This window comes from Pseudomonas sp. GW456-L12, assembly GCF_059424045.1.
The window spans coordinates 40,599-56,711 of the sequence record NZ_JBWKZA010000014.1 but is presented as its reverse complement, the minus strand read 5'-3'; the positions used below and the strand labels follow the sequence as shown (position 1 = coordinate 56,711).

Annotated in this window: 13 protein-coding genes and 1 pseudogene; 8 read left to right on the top strand and 6 right to left on the bottom strand. The window is 63.4% G+C overall.

All coding sequences use genetic code 11. The features are described from left to right. The first annotated feature begins 28 nt into the window (after positions 1 to 28). Together AC07Y9_RS18455 and AC07Y9_RS18450 are read left to right on the top strand one after the other, a co-directional pair. The gene (locus AC07Y9_RS18455) at positions 29 to 2,065 is read left to right on the top strand and encodes a sensor histidine kinase (protein ID WP_102679009.1); all 2,037 of its coding nucleotides are present in this window, start codon (positions 29 to 31) and stop codon (positions 2,063 to 2,065) included. A 2-nt stretch (positions 2,066 to 2,067) separates the two neighbouring features. Beyond that, a complete protein-coding gene (locus AC07Y9_RS18450) occupies positions 2,068 to 2,646 on the top strand; it encodes a cob(I)yrinic acid a,c-diamide adenosyltransferase (protein WP_102679010.1) in 579 nt (192 codons plus the stop codon). Between the two features lie 77 nt (positions 2,647 to 2,723). Here AC07Y9_RS18450 and AC07Y9_RS18445 read toward each other — a convergent pair whose 3' ends face one another. The 4 genes from AC07Y9_RS18445 to secA all read right to left on the bottom strand — a co-directional run bounded on the left by AC07Y9_RS18445 (position 2,724) and on the right by secA (position 8,478). Beyond that, a complete protein-coding gene (locus tag AC07Y9_RS18445; RefSeq protein WP_102679011.1) occupies positions 2,724 to 3,662 on the bottom strand; it encodes a Nudix family hydrolase in 939 nt (312 codons plus the stop codon). Further along, entirely contained in the window at positions 3,659 to 4,291 is a 633-nt protein-coding gene (locus AC07Y9_RS18440; RefSeq protein ID WP_102679012.1) for a glutathione S-transferase family protein, read from the bottom strand. The genes AC07Y9_RS18445 and AC07Y9_RS18440 overlap by 4 nt, the downstream gene beginning before the upstream one ends. A 104-nt stretch (positions 4,292 to 4,395) precedes the next feature. Next, entirely contained in the window at positions 4,396 to 5,613 is a 1,218-nt protein-coding gene (gene argJ / locus AC07Y9_RS18435; RefSeq protein ID WP_102679013.1) for a bifunctional glutamate N-acetyltransferase/amino-acid acetyltransferase ArgJ, read from the bottom strand. A gap of 123 nt (positions 5,614 to 5,736) precedes the next feature. Beyond that, entirely contained in the window at positions 5,737 to 8,478 is a 2,742-nt protein-coding gene (secA, locus tag AC07Y9_RS18430) for a preprotein translocase subunit SecA (protein ID WP_007931158.1), read from the bottom strand. Between the two features lie 306 nt (positions 8,479 to 8,784). Here secA and AC07Y9_RS18425 point away from each other — a divergent pair, with 306 nt between their 5' ends. Continuing rightward, on the top strand, positions 8,785 to 9,240 hold the full coding sequence (locus tag AC07Y9_RS18425; RefSeq protein ID WP_007931160.1) for a DUF721 domain-containing protein: 456 nt from the start codon (positions 8,785 to 8,787) through the stop codon (positions 9,238 to 9,240). Between the two features lie 15 nt (positions 9,241 to 9,255). On the opposite strand, the gene AC07Y9_RS18420 is transcribed toward AC07Y9_RS18425, so the two are convergent. Beyond that, positions 9,256 to 10,743 (bottom strand): helicase HerA-like domain-containing protein, encoded by a 1,488-nt coding sequence (locus tag AC07Y9_RS18420; RefSeq protein ID WP_092417749.1) that lies wholly within the window; start codon positions 10,741 to 10,743, stop codon positions 9,256 to 9,258. Between the two features lie 180 nt (positions 10,744 to 10,923). On the opposite strand from AC07Y9_RS18420, the pseudogene AC07Y9_RS18415 reads away from it, so the two are divergent. The 5 genes and pseudogenes from AC07Y9_RS18415 to gpgF all read left to right on the top strand — a co-directional run. Beyond that, positions 10,924 to 11,955 (top strand): annotated as a pseudogene (locus tag AC07Y9_RS18415) (HAMP domain-containing protein); the annotation flags it as partial. A 93-nt stretch (positions 11,956 to 12,048) separates the two neighbouring features. Next, positions 12,049 to 12,813 (top strand): methyl-accepting chemotaxis protein, encoded by a 765-nt coding sequence (locus AC07Y9_RS18410; RefSeq protein ID WP_370686811.1) that lies wholly within the window; start codon positions 12,049 to 12,051, stop codon positions 12,811 to 12,813. A 171-nt stretch (positions 12,814 to 12,984) separates the two neighbouring features. Further along, positions 12,985 to 14,106 carry an N-acetylglucosaminyl phosphatidylglycerol synthase gene (gpgS, locus tag AC07Y9_RS18405; RefSeq protein WP_102679014.1) on the top strand — a complete coding sequence of 374 codons (1,122 nt, stop codon included), beginning with the start codon at positions 12,985 to 12,987 and terminating at the stop codon, positions 14,104 to 14,106. 10 nt (positions 14,107 to 14,116) lie between these two features. Then, entirely contained in the window at positions 14,117 to 14,875 is a 759-nt protein-coding gene (gpgD, locus tag AC07Y9_RS18400; RefSeq protein ID WP_087090225.1) for an N-acetylglucosaminyl phosphatidylglycerol deacetylase, read from the top strand. Then, positions 14,872 to 15,867, top strand: coding sequence for a glucosaminyl phosphatidylglycerol flippase (gene gpgF, locus AC07Y9_RS18395; protein ID WP_102679015.1), 996 nt, complete (start codon positions 14,872 to 14,874; stop codon positions 15,865 to 15,867). Before gpgD ends, gpgF begins: the two co-directional genes overlap by 4 nt. On the opposite strand, the gene AC07Y9_RS18390 is transcribed toward gpgF, so the two are convergent. Next, entirely contained in the window at positions 15,854 to 16,036 is a 183-nt protein-coding gene (locus AC07Y9_RS18390; RefSeq protein WP_102679016.1) for a hypothetical protein, read from the bottom strand. The two genes, gpgF and AC07Y9_RS18390, sit on opposite strands and share 14 nt — an antisense overlap. Positions 16,037 to 16,113 lie beyond the last annotated feature (77 nt).

The window sequence follows — 16,113 nt, the reverse complement described above, 5'->3', positions numbered from 1 at the left end:
CACGTGTTCCTCTCTAGCGACGTCCCCGATGCCATTGCGCCAGCGCCTTGAAAACCTGCCGGTCGGCCAAAAACTGCTGGCCGCCTTGCTCGTCCTGCTGATTACCGTACTGCTGGTCGCCAACCTGACCTTCATCAGCGCCGCCTACTGGATCTCTCAGGAAAGCATGGCGCCGCAAGCCTTGCAGACCATCGGCCGGCTGGTATCCAACCCGACCCTGGCCGCGCAGGCGCTGGACTCGCCACAAAACGCCGAGAAGCTGCTCAACGAACTCAACAGCTACTCTCCCCTGCGCGCCGCAGCGATCTATGACGGCAAGGGCACGCGCCTGGCCCAGTTGCAACATGGCGAACGCCTGAACCTGCCGGAGCGCTATCGGCATATCGAAGCCTGGCAACTGACCGAGTTTCGCAGCAACCAGATCATCACCCTGCCCCGCACAGGCCAGCCCCCCGGCCACCTGTTGCTGGTGGCCAGCAGTGAGCTGCCGATGGCCTTCTACACCGGCACCCTGACCGCGAGCCTGGGCATCCTGATCTTCAGCGTGCTGCTATGGCTGATCATTGCCCGGCAGATCAAACGGCTGATCACCCAACCCATCCATCAGCTGGAAGAACTGTCCCGGCAGGTGACACGCGAGGAAAACTATTCCCTGCGCGCCGCCCGTGGCAACCACGATGAAATCGGCAGCCTGGCCGAGGCCTTCAACACCATGCTGTCGCGCATCGAAGCGCGAGAACAGCAACTCAAGCGGGCCCGCGACGACTCCCAGGCGGCCTATGACCAGGCCCAGGGGCTGGCCGAGGAAACCCGTCACACCAACCGCAAGCTGGAGCTGGAAGTCCAGGTGCGCAGCAAGATCGAAAAGAAACTCACCGGCTTTCAGAACTACCTCAACAGCATCATCGACTCGATGCCCTCGGCGCTGATCGCCCTGGACGAGCAGCTCTATGTCACCCAATGGAACCAGGAGGCCAGCGCCCTCTCCGGCACCCGCCTGGACGAAGCACTGAATCAGCCGATCTTCCTCGCCTTCGAACCGCTCAAGCCGTTCCTGCCGCAACTCAAGGAAACCGTGGAGCAACATACGGTCACCAAGGTCGAGCGGGTCACCTGGGTCAAGGACGACGAAGCCCGGCATTACGCCCTGACCTTCTACCCGCTGATGGGCGGTGCCGGGCGCGGCGTGGTGATCCGGATCGACGACATCACCCAGCGCCTGTCCCTGGAAGAAATGATGGTGCAGTCGGAAAAAATGCTCTCCGTGGGTGGCCTGGCCGCCGGCATGGCCCACGAAATCAACAACCCGCTGGGGGCCATCCTGCACAACGTGCAGAACATTCGTCGGCGCCTGTCCCCCGAGCTGCCGAAGAATCAGGAACATGCCGAGCAGATCGGCATCGAGCTGGAAACCGTCAACCGTTACCTGCAGAGCCGCGAAGTGCCGCAACTGCTCGATGGCATTCAGCAGGCTGGTGCCCGGGCGGCGAAGATCGTGACCCATATGCTCAGTTTCAGCCGGCGCAGCAACCGGCAGATGGCGCCCTGCGACCTGCCGGCATTGATCGACCAGGCCGTGGAGATTGCCGGCAACGACTTCGACCTGGCCATAGGCTTCGACTTCAAGGGCCAGGCCATCATCCGCCAGTTCGACCCGCAACTGGGGCCGGTGCCCGGCACCGCCAACGAACTGGAGCAGGTCCTGCTCAACCTGCTGAAAAACGCCGCCCAGGCCATTCACCAGCGCGTGGATGACAGCGAACCCGGGCGCATTATCCTGCGCACCCGGCTGAACCCGCCCTGGGCGGAAATCCAGGTCGAGGACAACGGCATCGGCATGAGCGAAAACGTGCGCAAACGCACCTTCGAGCCGTTCTTCACCACCAAGGAAATCGGCCAGGGCACCGGCCTTGGACTTTCGGTCTCTTACTTCATCATCACCAACAATCACAAAGGCCAGATGGAAGTGCAGTCGACGCAGGGCCAGGGCACATGCTTCACCTTGCGTTTGCCACTGGCGGGCAGTCAGCCGCCACCACTGGAACATCCCCCACTGGAGAGGTAAGCATGGGCTTTCGCTTGTCGAAGATTTACACCCGCACCGGCGACAAAGGCGAAACCGGGCTGGGTGACGGGCGCCGGGTTCCCAAGGACCATCCGCGGGTCGAGGCCATCGGCGAAGTCGATACGCTGAACAGCCAGCTGGGGCTGCTCCTGGCCGGGCTGGCGGAACAGCGTCTAGAACATCCCGGCCTGCAGGAACTGATCGACGTCCTGGCGCCTTGCCAGCACCGCCTCTTCGACCTGGGTGGCGAGTTGGCCATGCCGGTGTATCAGGCACTGAATATCGCGGAAGTCGAACGCCTGGAAGCGGCCATCGATACCTGGAACGAAGAGTTGGGGCCGCTGGAGAACTTCATTTTGCCGGGCGGTTCGGCCTTGATCGCCCAGGCCCATGTCTGCCGCAGCCTGGCGCGCAGTGCCGAGCGACGCTGCCAGCATCTGAATGCCGTGGAACCGCTGGAGGGGGTCGGCCTGGCCTACATCAATCGCCTGTCCGACTTGCTGTTCGTGGCGGCGCGCCTGATTGCCAAGCGCCAGGGGATTGCCGAGATTCTCTGGCAAGCAGCAGCGAAACCCGAATAGCGGGTGTTTTTCTCCGCCGGTCGCGAGCAAGCCCGCTCCTGCAACTTATGCAGGAGCGAACTGATGGGTGAATGGCCTCAGGGCCAGAACGCGCGAATCCCCGCCACCCCTTGCGCACCGGCCTGCCAAGCCTGCTCGCGCTGATCCGGACCGACGCCGCCCAGCAGGTACACCGGCTTGTTGAAACCGCTGATCAGTCGGGCGGCCTGCTCCCAACCCAGTGGCTGCGCCTCAGGGTGGGTCTGGGTCGGCTGGACCGGCGACAGCGTCACGAAATCCACATCCATCAGCTGCGCCAGGGACAACTCTTCAGCGTCATGGCAAGACGCCGCCAGCCAGCGCTCCTTGCCAAAGGGACGTCCGGCGCTGGCGTATTTGCGCAGCTGCGCCGAAGTGATATGCCAGCCCGCCGAGGGGAAATCCCCCAGCCATTCGAACGGCCCCTTGAGCATCAATTGCGCCTTGCCCGCGCTCAGCCCGACCGCGTCCACCGCCAGGTCGCGGTATTGCGGGTCGTAGCCATTGGGCGCGCGTAGCTGGATCAACTTGCTGCCACCGGCAATGGCCTTCTGCATGCCCCGCAACAGCGCCGGTGTTTCCAGGCCTTCCGGGGTGATCAGGTAGTCGCTCGGCAAGCGCGCTGCCGCCACGATCGGCTGGTTGGCCGCCGGGAACTCGTAGTTCTCCAGCTCACGGGCCGTGACCCAGGCCAAAGGCTGGCCCTCGGCGCCATGGGGTTCGCCGGTAAAGGCGCACACTTCCCAGACATCCAGCAACACCTGCTTGTCCGGGTAATCGTGCTGCACCTTGATCAACGGCCGTGCCTGGGACACCAGAATGCCCAGTTCCTCCTGCAGCTCACGGGTCAACGCCGCTTCCACCGCCTCGTCCGCTTCGACCTTGCCGCCGGGAAACTCCCAGAGGCCGCCTTGATGCTGGGTATCGGCACGTCGGGCAATCAGGATCCTGCCGTCGGCATCACGGATAACGGCCGCCGCCACATGTACTCGTTTCACCGCACTGCTTCCTCTAAACCGGCTTTCTGCCAGGCCTTGAAGGCTGGCCATTGATAGATCGTTTCAACATAGGCGGCATCGACAGCCGGCAGCGCCACCCGATAGGTACGCAGGCGCACGGCGATTGGCGCAAAAAAGGCGTCCGCCAGGCTGACCCGACCAAACAGGAAAGGCCCTGGCTCGGTCGCGGCTGCGCGACATTCGGCCCATAACGCCAGCATCCTCTCGATATCGGCCTGGGCCTCGGGCGGCATGGGTGAAAGCGCGGCATCGCGGCTCAGGTCGAACGGCAGGTTACCGCGCAAGCCAAAAAAGCCGCTGTGCATCTGCGCGCAGGCGGAGCGGGCCTGGGCACGGGCGGCCACATCCCGCGGCCAGAGCTCGGCTTCGGGAAAACGCTCGGCCAGGTATTCGGCAATCGCCAGGGAGTCGGCAATGGTGCCGTGCTCGGTCTTCAGCAACGGGACTTTGCCGGTTGGCGAATGCTTGAGAATCAGCTCGCGGGTATCGGGCTGGTTCAGCTTGATCAGTTCTTCGGTGTAAGTCGCGCCGGCCAGCTCAAGCGCCAGGACGGCGCGTAGCGACCAGGAGGAATAGAGTTTGTCGCCGATGATCAGGTGAAGATTCATGTCGGGCACCTTTCAGAGGAGATGGAGGCCCGGGGCCTCCATCGCGAGCGGACTCGCTCCTACACGTGATGCGTCGCGTCCATGTAGAAGCGAGTAACGGTGTATCAGGTACGGTATTCCGCGTTGATTTTCACGTACTCGTGGGACAGGTCGGTGGTCCAGATGGTTTCGCTGCAATCACCGCGTCCCAGCTCGATGCGGATGGTGATTTCTTCCTGCTGCATCACCGCCGCGCCCTGGGCTTCGGTGTAGCTGGCAGCACGCGCGCCACAGCTGGCGATACACACCTCACCGAGGAAAACGTCGATCTTGCTCACATTCAGGTCCGGCACGCCGGCACGACCGACAGCGGCCAGGATACGCCCCCAGTTCGGGTCGGAAGCGAACAGCGCGGTCTTGATCAGCGGCGAGTGGGCCACGGTGTAGCCGACATCCAGGCACTCCTGGTGATTGCCGCCGCCGTTGACTTCGACCGTCACGAATTTGGTTGCGCCTTCACCGTCACGCACGATGGCCTGGGCCACTTCCATGCACACGTCGAACACCGCCTGCTTCAGCGCGGCGAACAGCGGGCCGCTGGCCTCGGTGATTTCCGGCAGGGCTGCCTGGCCGGTGGCGATCAGCATGCAGCAGTCGTTGGTGGAGGTATCGCCGTCGATGGTGATGCGGTTGAACGACTTGTTGGCGCCGTCCAGCAGCAGGTTCTGCAGCACTTCACGGGAGACTTTGGCGTCGGTGGCAATGTAGCCGAGCATGGTCGCCATGTTCGGACGAATCATGCCTGCGCCCTTGCTGATACCAGTGACGGTGATGGTCACGCCGTCGTGCTGGAACTGGCGGCTGGCACCCTTGGGCAGGGTGTCGGTGGTCATGATGCCCGTGGCGGCGGCGGCCCAGTTGTCCACGGACAGGTCATCCAGTGCGGCCTGCAGCGCGCCTTCGATCTTCTCGACCGGCAGCGGCTCGCCGATGACCCCCGTGGAGTATGGCAGTACGGCGCTGGCATCGACGCCAGCCAGCTCGGCCAGCTTGGCGCAAGTGCGGGTCGCGGCGGCCAGGCCTGGCTCACCGGTGCCGGCGTTGGCGTTGCCGGTGTTGGTCAGCAGGTAACGCACAGGGCCCTGCACTCGCTGCTTGGCCAGGATCACCGGAGCGGCGCAGAACGCGTTCAAGGTGAACACACCGGCCACCGTAGAGCCTTCGGCACAGCGCATGACCACAACATCCTTGCGCCCCGGGCGCTTGATGCCCGCCGAAGCGATACCAAGTTCAAAACCGGCAACCGGGTGCAACGTTGGCAAAGGACCAAGACCAACAGCCATGAATGCGCTCCTCTTTAACCTGATGTGTGCACCGCCATCGCAAAAGGCAGTGCGGCGAATGGAAAAACGCCGCGACGGCTGATGCCGGTCGCGGCGCGGGTATTTCAGTGTCTGGCGAAAATCTTAGTTGATCTGGCCGTGACAGTGTTTGTACTTCTTGCCCGAACCGCAGTAGCACAGTTCGTTGCGGCCCAGTTTCTGCTCGTTGCGTACCGGAGCCGAAGCCAGGGCCACGTCGACATCGACGCCCTCTTCCAGCGCTTCCGGCTGCTCCAGGCCCGGGGCTTCGGCATGTTCGAACTGCATGCGCTGGGCCAGTGCCTCGGCTTCCTGGCGCAGGCGCGCCTCTTCCTCGACCGGGTCCTCGCGGCGAACCTGAACGTGCGACAGCACACGGATCGAGTCGCGCTTGATGGAATCCAGCAACTCGGAGAACAGGGTGAAAGACTCGCGCTTGTATTCCTGTTTCGGGTTCTTCTGCGCATAACCGCGCAGGTGAATACCGTGACGCAGGTGATCCATGGTCGACAGGTGGTCTTTCCACAGGTCGTCCAGTACGCGCAGAACGATTTGTTTCTCGAAGGTGCGCAGTGCTTCGGCACCGGCCTGGTCTTCTTTCTCGTTGTACGCCGCCACCAGCTCGTTGAGCAGTTTCTCGCGCAGGGTTTCTTCGTACAGGTGATCGTCTTCGTCGAGCCATTGCTGGATCGGCAGGGTTACACCGAAGTCGCTTTGCAGCGCAGCTTCCAGACCGGCCACGTCCCACTGCTCAGGCAGCGATTGTGGAGGAATGTGCGCACTGACGGTGGCGTTGAGCACGTCCTGGCGGAAGTCGGAGATGGTCTCACCGATGTTGTCCGCGGCCAGCAACGTGTTACGCATGTGATAGATCACTTTACGCTGTTCGTTGTTGACGTCGTCGAACTCGAGCAGTTGCTTGCGAATGTCGAAGTTGCGGCCTTCTACCTTGCGCTGGGCCTTTTCGATGGCGTTGGTCACCATGCGGTGCTCGATCGCTTCGCCGGACTGCATGCCCAGGGCCTTCATGAAGTTCTTCACCCGGTCGGAGGCGAAGATGCGCATCAGGCTGTCTTCCAGGGACAGGTAGAAACGGCTGGAACCGGCGTCGCCCTGACGACCGGCGCGACCACGCAGCTGGTTGTCGATACGGCGCGATTCGTGACGCTCGGACGCGATCACCTGCAGGCCGCCGGACTCCAGCACTTGCTGGTGGCGCTTCTGCCAGTCGGCCTTGATCTGGGCAATCTGCTCAGGAGTCGGGTTTTCCAGGGAGGCGACTTCGACTTCCCAGTTACCGCCCAACAGGATGTCGGTACCACGACCGGCCATGTTGGTGGCGATGGTCAGGGCGCCCGGACGACCGGCCTGGGCAATGATTTCCGCTTCTTTTTCGTGGAACTTGGCGTTCAGGACCTTGTGCTCGATGCCTTCCTTCTGGAGCAGGTTGGACATGTGCTCGGAAGTTTCGATGGTCGCGGTGCCCACCAGAACCGGACGGCCCTGGGTCATGCATTCCTTGATGTCGTTGATGATCGCGGCGTATTTCTCGTCCGCGGTCAGGAACACCAGGTCGTTGTAGTCTTTGCGAGCCAGCGGCTTGTTCGGTGGAATCACCATCACCTGCAGGCCGTAGATCTGATGGAACTCGAACGCTTCGGTGTCGGCAGTACCGGTCATGCCGGACAGCTTGGTGTACAGACGGAAGTAGTTCTGGAAGGTGGTCGACGCCAGGGTCTGGCTCTCGGCCTGGATGTTGAGGTTTTCCTTGGCTTCGATGGCCTGGTGCAGGCCCTCGGACAGACGGCGACCCGGCATGGTACGACCGGTGTGTTCGTCCACCAGGACCACCTGGCCATCCTGGACGATGTATTCGACGTTGCGGTTAAACAGCTTGTGCGCGCGCAGACCGGCATAGACGTGGGTCAGCAGGCCCAGGTTGTGCGCCGAGTACAGGCTCTCGCCTTCCGCCAGCAGGCCGACCTGGGTCAGCATCTCTTCGATGAACTGGTGACCGGCTTCGTTGAGTTCGACCTGACGGGTCTTCTCGTCGACGGTGAAGTGACCGGCCTTGGTGACCTCGCCTTCCACTTCCTCGACGTGCAGCTCAAGGCGCGGGATCAGCTTGTTGATTTCGGTGTACAGGCGGGAACTGTCTTCAGCCTGGCCGGAGATGATCAGCGGGGTACGGGCCTCGTCGATCAGGATCGAGTCGACTTCGTCGATCACGGCAAAATTGAGCTCGCGCTGGAACTTGTCTTCCATGCTGAAAGCCATGTTGTCGCGCAGGTAGTCGAAACCGAATTCGTTGTTGGTGCCGTAGGTGATGTCGGCGGCGTAGGCGGCGCGCTTCTCTTCCGGCGGCTGGAACGGCGTGACCACACCGACCGTCAGGCCGAGGAATTCATACAGCGGGCGCATCCAGTTGGCGTCGCGGCGGGCCAGATAGTCGTTCACCGTGACCACGTGCACGCCCTTGCCGGACAGCGCGTTGAGGTAAACGCCCAGTGTTGCCACCAGGGTCTTGCCTTCACCGGTACGCATTTCGGCGATCTTGCCTTCATGCAAGGTCATGCCGCCGATCAACTGTACGTCGAAGTGGCGCATACCCATGACCCGCTTGCCGGCTTCGCGGGCGACCGCAAAGGCTTCGGGAAGCAGTTTGTCGAGGGTTTCACCTTTGGCTATGCGGGCCTTGAACTCTTCGGTCTTGGCGCGCAACTGATCGTCCGAAAGGGCCACCATTTGCTCTTCGAAGGCATTGACGATCTGTACCGTCTTGAGCATGCGTTTGACTTCACGCTCGTTCTTGCTTCCAAAAAGTTTCTTTAACAAAGGCGCAAACATATCGGCAGGATCTTCCACACATAGGGATGGAGGGCGGCCCCGTGAGTCGCCCGTGCAGCCCTCATGGCCGCATGCGAACGAGCATTCTACCCGGAAACGATGGTGAGGAAAGTGGCGTTATTCCACGATGCTGGTACAGCGCTGTGACGGGGCTCACTTACAATAAGGCCTTTTGCGCCAGTTTCAACCCGGACGAGTACGAAGTTAACCATTGATTTAATAGATAAAGCGCAGCCGCAGCGATGAACGAGGTCCGGCCAGCGCTTTCTGCTACCATGGCGGCTCTGTAACTTCAGGTGTCTGATCATGGCATTTCGCCCTCTTACGGCCAGAGCACCCGCCGTACTCCTTCGCGAAGCCAAGCCTCTCAAAGCCATACTCGGCCACGCCCAGCGCCTGGCGCATCTACAGCGCCTGCTGGAAAGCCAGCTGCAACCGGCCGCGCGCGAGCACTGCCATGTCGCCTCCTGGCGTGAAGGCAGCCTGCTGCTGATCGTCACCGACGGCCACTGGGCGACGCGCCTGCGTTATCAGCAAAAACGCCTGCAACGTCAGCTTTTGGAGTTCAATGAGTTCAACAATCTGACGCGGATTCTGTTCAAAGTGCAGCCTCCCACCGTACAACGCGGCGCAGCCGGCCACACCATGGACCTGTCGAGCAACGCCGCCGAGACCATTCAGGCCACTGCCGACGGCATCACCGATCCCAACCTGCGCGCTGCCCTGGAGCGCCTGGCCAGCCACGCCAAACCTCGGGCGTGACTGGCCAGCGGCCGATCAGCGGCGCTTGCTGCCACCCAGCAAAGACCCCATCAGCCCGCGCACCAGTTGCCGGCCCAACTGGTTGGCGGCCTGACGCATGGCGGACTTCAGGGCCTGACCGGCGGCAGTGCCGAGGAACTCTCCGGCCCGATCGGTAAAGCTCGGTTCCTCGGCGGCCGGTTTGCCCGGCGCAGCCTCGGCCTCCGGTGCCAGGCCCTTGCGTCCCATCAGCACTTCATAGGCCGACTCGCGGTCGACCGGTTTGTCATAGCGGCCGACCAACGGCGAACTATTGATCAGCGCCGCACGCTCGGCCTCGGTCAGAGGCCCGATGCGCGATTGCGGCGGTGCCACCAGCACTCGCTGGACCATCTCCGGCGTGCCTTTTTCCTGCAGCGTACCAACCAGCGCCTCGCCGATCCCCAGCTCGGTCAACACCGACAGCGCATCGAACGCCGGGTTCGGCCGGAAGCCGTCCGCCACGGCGCGCAAGGACTTCTGTTCCTTGGCGGTGAAGGCCCGCAAGCCGTGCTGGACGCGCAGCCCCAGTTGCGCCAGCACGTCGTCCGGCAAGTCGCCTGGCGACTGGGTGACGAAGTACACGCCCACGCCTTTGGAGCGAATCAGCCGCACCACCTGTTCCAGCCGGTCCTGCAACGCCTTGGGCGTGCCGGCGAACAGCAGGTGGGCCTCGTCGAAAAACAGCGCCAGCAGCGGCTTTTCCGCATCGCCGCGCTCTGGCAGTTGCTCGAACAGCTCGGCCAGCAGCCACAACAGGAAGGTCGCATAGACCTTGGGCGCCTCGTGCACCAGGCGACTGGCGTCGAGCAGGTGGATCCGCCCGCGCCCGTCACTGGCCGGCTGCAGGATGTCTTCCAGTTGCAGGGCCGGCTCGCCGAACAGGGCCTCGGCGCCCTGCTGTTCCAGGGTCGCCAGGCGCCGCAACAAGGCCTGGCTGGAGCCGGTGGTCATCAGCGCCGCGTCATCCCCCAACAACTGCGGGTTGTCCTTGAGGTGGTTGAGCAACGCCTTGAGGTCTTTCAGGTCGAGCAGCAACAGCCCTTCGCGGTCAGCCACCTTGAATGCCGCGTACAACGCCGATTGCTGGCTGTCGGTCAGTTCCAGCAGGCTGCCCAGCAACAGCGGGCCCATTTCACTCAGGGTAGTGCGCAGCGGGTGCCCGGACTGCCCGTGAATGTCCCACAACGTGACCGGATAAGCCTGGGGCTTGTGGTTCAGCCACGGCATCCCGGCAATACGTTCGGCGACCTTGCCCTGGGGATTGCCCGCGGCGCCCAGGCCACACAGGTCACCCTTGATGTCCGCGGCGAACACCGCGACACCGGCATCGCTGAACGCTTCCGCCAGTCGCTGCAAGGTGACGGTTTTCCCTGTCCCGGTAGCGCCTGCCACCAGCCCGTGACGATTTGCCAGGCGCATGGCCTGGGCAATCGGTTGCCCCGCGAGATCGGCACCGATAACGAGTTGCGATGAATCCGGCATTTTGTCACCCATGGTTAATCTTTAGCCTTGACCGGCCGATAGATCAGAAAAGACTGAAAAATAGTTCAGATAATTCCCCAAGGAGAGGTGGAAATATCAACTTACTTTCAACCCCGCCCATTTTGCGCGCTTTTATAAGAGCACGCTCGTGACATTAAGACCTAGCGGACACCACAAGCCATGAACAAAAACCTGCGCTTCAGCCATAAAATCCTGCTTGCCGCCGCCCTCATCGTTATTGCCGCCTTCGCTTCCTTCACGCTGTACAACGACTATTTACAGCGCAATGCGATCCGCGAAGACCTGGACAATTACCTGCATGAAATGGGCGATGTGACCGCCAGCAACATCCAGACCTGGCTCACCGGGCGCATCCTGCTGATCGAGAACCTGGCGCAAAACCTGGCGATCGACCCGCAATCGACCAAGGTGGCCAGCCTGCTCGAACAGAAGGCCCTGACCTCGACCTTCATGGCCTCCTACCTGGGCGATGCCAGCGGCAGCTTCACCATCCGCCCGGACGCGAAGATGCCCGACGGCTTCGACCCGCGCGTTCGCCCCTGGTACAAGGGCGCCGAAAGCAGCAGCGGCTCGACCCTCACCGAACCCTATATAGATGCAGCCACCGGCCAGTTGATCATTTCCGTCGCCACCGCCTCGCGTAACGGCGGGCAGAGCATCGGCGTGGTGGGCGGCGACCTGAGCCTGCAAACCCTGATCGAAACCCTCAACGCCCTGGATTTCGACGGCATGGGCTATGCCTTCCTGGTCAGCGCCGACGGCAAGATCCTGGTGCACCCGGACAAGGCGCTGGTGATGAAGAGCCTGAGCGAGGCCTACCCGCAGAACACGCCACGCATCAATGGCGATTTCAGCGAAATCGAAGTCGAGGGCAAGACCCGCATCGTCACCTTCACCCCGATCAAGGGCCTGCCGTCGGTGAACTGGTACATCGGCCTGTCCGTGGACAAGGACAAGGCGTTCTCGATGCTCAGCGAGTTCCGCACTTCGGCCATTATTGCCACCGTCATCGCCGTGGCCATCATCATCGCCCTGCTGGGCATGCTGATCCGGGTGCTGATGCAGCCCCTGCATGTCATGACCCGCGCCATGCAGGACATCGCCGACGGCGAAGGCGACCTGACCCGCCGCCTGACCATCCAGAACCAGGATGAATTCGGCATCCTCGGCACCGCGTTCAACCGCTTCGTGGAGCGCATCCACGGTTCGATCCGCGAAGTCTCGTCGGCCACCGAGCACGTCAACGAAGTCGCCCTGCGCGTGGTCAGCGCCTCCAATTCGTCGATGCTCAATTCCGACGAGCAGGCCAGCCGCACCAACAGCGTGGCCGCGGCGATCAATCAGCTCGGCGCCGCCGCCCAGGAAATCGCCCGCAACGCCGCCCAGGCCTCGCAACAGGCCAGCGACGCGCGCAACCTGGCCGAGGACGGCCAGCAAGTGGTGGACCGCAGCATCCTGGCGATGAACCAGCTGTCGGACATGATCAGCGCCTCCAGCAGCAACATCGAAACCCTCAACAGCAAGACCGTGAACATCGGGCAGATCCTCGAAGTCATCACCAGCATCTCCCAGCAGACCAACCTGCTGGCCCTCAACGCGGCCATCGAAGCGGCGCGGGCGGGCGAGGCCGGACGCGGTTTCGCCGTGGTCGCCGATGAAGTGCGCAACCTGGCCCACCGCACCCAGGAATCGGCGCAACAGGTGCAGACCATGATCGAGGAGCTGCAGGTCGGCGCCCGCGAGTCGGTCAGCACCATGAGCAACAGCCAGCGCCATAGCCAGGACAGCGTGGAGATCGCCAACCAGGCCGGCGAACGCCTGAACAGCGTGACCCAGCGCATCGGCGAGATCGACGGCATGAACCAGTCCGTGGCAACCGCCACCGAGGAACAGACCTCGGTGGTGGAGTCGATCAACATGGACATCACCGAGATCAACACCCTGAACCAGGAAGGGGTGGAAAACCTGCAGTCGACCCTGCGCGCCTGTTCCGACCTGGAGCAGCAGGCCGCACGCCTGAAGCAACTGGTCGGCAGCTTCCGCATCTGATCCCTTCAGCCATCCGGTGCCTGGGCAAAACCCAGGCACCGGACTGCCGACAATCCCTCCCGCATCCGCAGCAAACCGTTCATCCAGACGCATCGCCAACCGCCACGGCATCCCGACCGAACATCTATCCTTGATAAGGGTCAACCCTAGGGAGAACACCGGATCGGAGGGATGATCATCGTGCATATCGCTGACATAACCATGTTCTACGCCCCTGCCAGCGGTGGCGTGCGCACTTATCTGGACGCCAAGCATCGTCGCCTGGGACGCCAACCAGGAATCCGCCACAGTTTGCTGATCCCCGGGGCCCACTTCAGCGAACGCGACGGCATCTATAAAGTCCCCGCTCCCGCCCTGCCCTTTGGCAAGGGCTACCGTTTTCCCCTGCGCCTGGGGCCCTGGCGCAATATTCTCCATGACCTGCAACCGGACCTGATCGAAGTCGGCGACCCTTACCTCACCGCCTGGGCGGCCCTGGATGCGCGGCGCCAGCTGGACGTACCTGTGATCGGCTTTTATCACTCGGACCTGCCGCTGCTGGTCAGCAACCGCATGGGCCCCTGGTTCACTCCGAATGTCGAGGCCTACGTGCGCAAGCTGTACGGCAACTTCGACCGGGTCCTGGCCCCCAGCCAGGTCATGGCCGACAAACTGATCGGCCTGGGCGTGCGCAACGTCTATGTGCAGCCACTGGGCGTCGACCTGCAGACCTTCCACCCGAGTCATCGCGACCCCGGCCTGCGTACCGAACTGGGGATTGCCGAAGACAGCCGCCTGCTGATCTTTGCCGGTCGCGGCTCCAAGGAAAAGAACCTGCCGGTGTTGCTCAACTGCATGCAACGCCTGGGCAAGCGCTACCACCTGCTGCTGGTGGGCTCGGCCATGCCGACCGCCGTGCCGGAGAACGTCACGGTGATCGACGAGTTCTGCCCGGCCCCTCAGGTCGCCCGCCTGATGGCCAGCGCCGATGCCCTGGTCCACGCCGGGGACCAGGAAACCTTTGGCCTGGTGATCCTCGAAGCCATGGCCAGCGGCATTCCCGTGGTGGCGGTGGCCGCCGGGGCCTTCCAGGAAATCGTCACCGCGGAAGGCGGCTTGCTCTGTGCGCCGAACAATCCGCTGGCGATGGCCCATGCCGTGCAGGAGCTGTTCGCCCAGGGCTGCGCCGAGCGGGGCCAACGGGCGCGCCGCCATGTCGAACGTTATTACGCCTGGGATACGGTGGTCGCCAGCCTGCTGGAGCACTATCGCGCCGTGCTCGGCACCCAGCAGCCGATGCTGGCCCATGGTTGAGTCCGCCGGGATGCCCAGCGTGCTGCTGGTATTGCACGATGTCGCGCCACAAACCTGGATCGACTACCAACCCTTCGTCGAAGCCGTCGACGCCATGGGCAATGTGCCGATGACCTGGCTGGTGGTACCGGATTTTCACCGGCACAACCCGCTCGATGCTCATCCCGGCTTTCGCCGGCTGCTCAGCGCGCGCCTGGAGCGCGGCGACGAACTGGTGCTGCACGGTTACTTCCATTGCGACGAGGGCCCGCCACCGCGCACCCCGTATGACTGGTTCATGCGTCGCGTGTACACCCATGAGGGTGAGTTCTACAGCCTCTCGGAAAACGCCGCCCTGGCACGCCTGCATGCCGGCCTGGAACTGTTCCAGCGTTACAACTGGCCCTTGCAGGGGTTCGTCGCCCCCGCCTGGCTGATGAGCCCGGGTACGCGCCAGGCCCTGCGCCAACTGCCCCTGCGCTACACCAGCGGCCCGCAGCATCTGTACCGGCTGCCGGACTTCTCGCCGATCGCCGCCCCCGGCCTGGTGTGGAGCGCCCGCAGCGCCTGGCGCCGCAAAGCCTCCCGGCTGCTCAGCCTGCAACGCGAACGACGCTGGCAGCAGGCAGCGGTGATTCGCCTCGGCCTGCACCCGGTGGACATGCGTCACCCCGACTCGCGCCAGTACTGGCTGGACACCCTCGAACGCCTGCTGGAGCAAGGACGCCAGCCACTGACCAAGGCCGACTGGCTCGACACCCAGCCGCCAAGGGCACGCGGGACCCCATGAGCCGGGCGATCTGGCTGGCCATGGCCTTGCTGGCGGCGCTCCTGGTCCCGCTGCTGCTGGGCGGCGGCGAACTGTGGGGGCGGGTCCAGCGTTTTTCCCTGCCGTTGCTGCTGGGCATGCTGAGCATGATTCTGCTGTGCTGGATCATCAATTCGCTGCGCCTGAGCCTGCTGCTGGGTCGACACCGCGGCCGGCTGGGACGCTGGAAGAGTCTCGCGGTGGTGATGTCCACCGAGTTCGCCATGTGCGCCACGCCCGGCGGCAGTGGCGGCCCCCTGACCTTGATGGCCCTGCTGGCGCGTAACGGCGTGCGCCCGGCTCGCGGCAGCGCGGTGTTTGCCATGGATCAATTGAGCGACCTGCTGTTCTTCCTCTGCGCGCTGCTGGGGATCCTGTTCTACGCGCTATTCCAGAACCTCAGCCAGCGCCTGGAATGGCTGCTGGCCCTCAGCAGCCTTTCGCTGTTCGGCGGGTTATGCATCTGCCTGGCGATAGCCCGCTACCACCGTCGCCTGATCCTGCTCAGCGGCCATCTGCTTGCGCCCTTCAAGATTCGCCCCGCGACCCGTCGGCGCCGGGCGCGCAAATGGCTGCATTTCCTCAAGGCCTTCGGCGATAGCCTGAAACTGCCCTGGCAGACCCTGACGGGGGTCTTTGCCCTGACCTGCATGCATTGGGCGCTGCGCTACAGCGTGCTGTACCTGGCGTTGCGCGGGCTGGGAGTGGACCTGCAATGGGCCTGGACCTTTCTGATCCAAATGCTCGCCCTGAGCGCAGGGCAATTCAGCCTGCTGCCCGGCGGCGCGGGAGCGGCGGAGCTGACATCGGCGGCGCTGCTGGCGCCCATGGTGGGGAAATCGACGGCGGCCGCGGCCATCCTGATCTGGCGGGCCGTCACCTACTATTTCTATCTGCTGGCCGGCGGCCCGGTATTCCTGATGATGCTCGGGCGCCCCTTGCTGCGCACCCTGATGAAGCTCAAGCAGGCTTAGGCGGCTCTGAATCCGGGGCATCCTGCTGCAACTGCTGCCACAGCTCGGCGGCGCCGGGAAACTCGGTGCCGTCCTCGGCGCTCATGTCGTCCGGGTCGTAGCGGCTCAGGCAGCCCTCGCCGAGGGTGGCGGGTGCCTTGGATGTGGCTTTGTCCAGTGGATCACTCATCGGTCGATCCTCATGAAAAATCGCCGGACCCGGAACTTGGATGCCCGGGCCCGGCGGATTCGATCAGAGCGCTTTTA

Coding starts and splice junctions, on each gene's coding strand:
- AC07Y9_RS18455 (WP_102679009.1), top strand. CDS start 29: ATGCCATTGCGCCAGCGCCTTGAAAACCTGCCGGTCGGCCAAAAACTG.
- AC07Y9_RS18450 (WP_102679010.1), top strand. CDS start 2,068: ATGGGCTTTCGCTTGTCGAAGATTTACACCCGCACCGGCGACAAAGGC.
- AC07Y9_RS18440 (WP_102679012.1), bottom strand. CDS start 4,291: ATGAATCTTCACCTGATCATCGGCGACAAACTCTATTCCTCCTGGTCG.
- argJ (WP_102679013.1), bottom strand. CDS start 5,613: ATGGCTGTTGGTCTTGGTCCTTTGCCAACGTTGCACCCGGTTGCCGGT.
- secA (WP_007931158.1), bottom strand. CDS start 8,478: ATGTTTGCGCCTTTGTTAAAGAAACTTTTTGGAAGCAAGAACGAGCGT.
- AC07Y9_RS18425 (WP_007931160.1), top strand. CDS start 8,785: ATGGCATTTCGCCCTCTTACGGCCAGAGCACCCGCCGTACTCCTTCGC.
- AC07Y9_RS18420 (WP_092417749.1), bottom strand. CDS start 10,743: ATGCCGGATTCATCGCAACTCGTTATCGGTGCCGATCTCGCGGGGCAA.
- AC07Y9_RS18410 (WP_370686811.1), top strand. CDS start 12,049: ATGCTCAATTCCGACGAGCAGGCCAGCCGCACCAACAGCGTGGCCGCG.
- gpgS (WP_102679014.1), top strand. CDS start 12,985: ATGATCATCGTGCATATCGCTGACATAACCATGTTCTACGCCCCTGCC.
- gpgD (WP_087090225.1), top strand. CDS start 14,117: ATGCCCAGCGTGCTGCTGGTATTGCACGATGTCGCGCCACAAACCTGG.
- gpgF (WP_102679015.1), top strand. CDS start 14,872: ATGAGCCGGGCGATCTGGCTGGCCATGGCCTTGCTGGCGGCGCTCCTG.
- AC07Y9_RS18390 (WP_102679016.1), bottom strand. CDS start 16,036: ATGAGTGATCCACTGGACAAAGCCACATCCAAGGCACCCGCCACCCTC.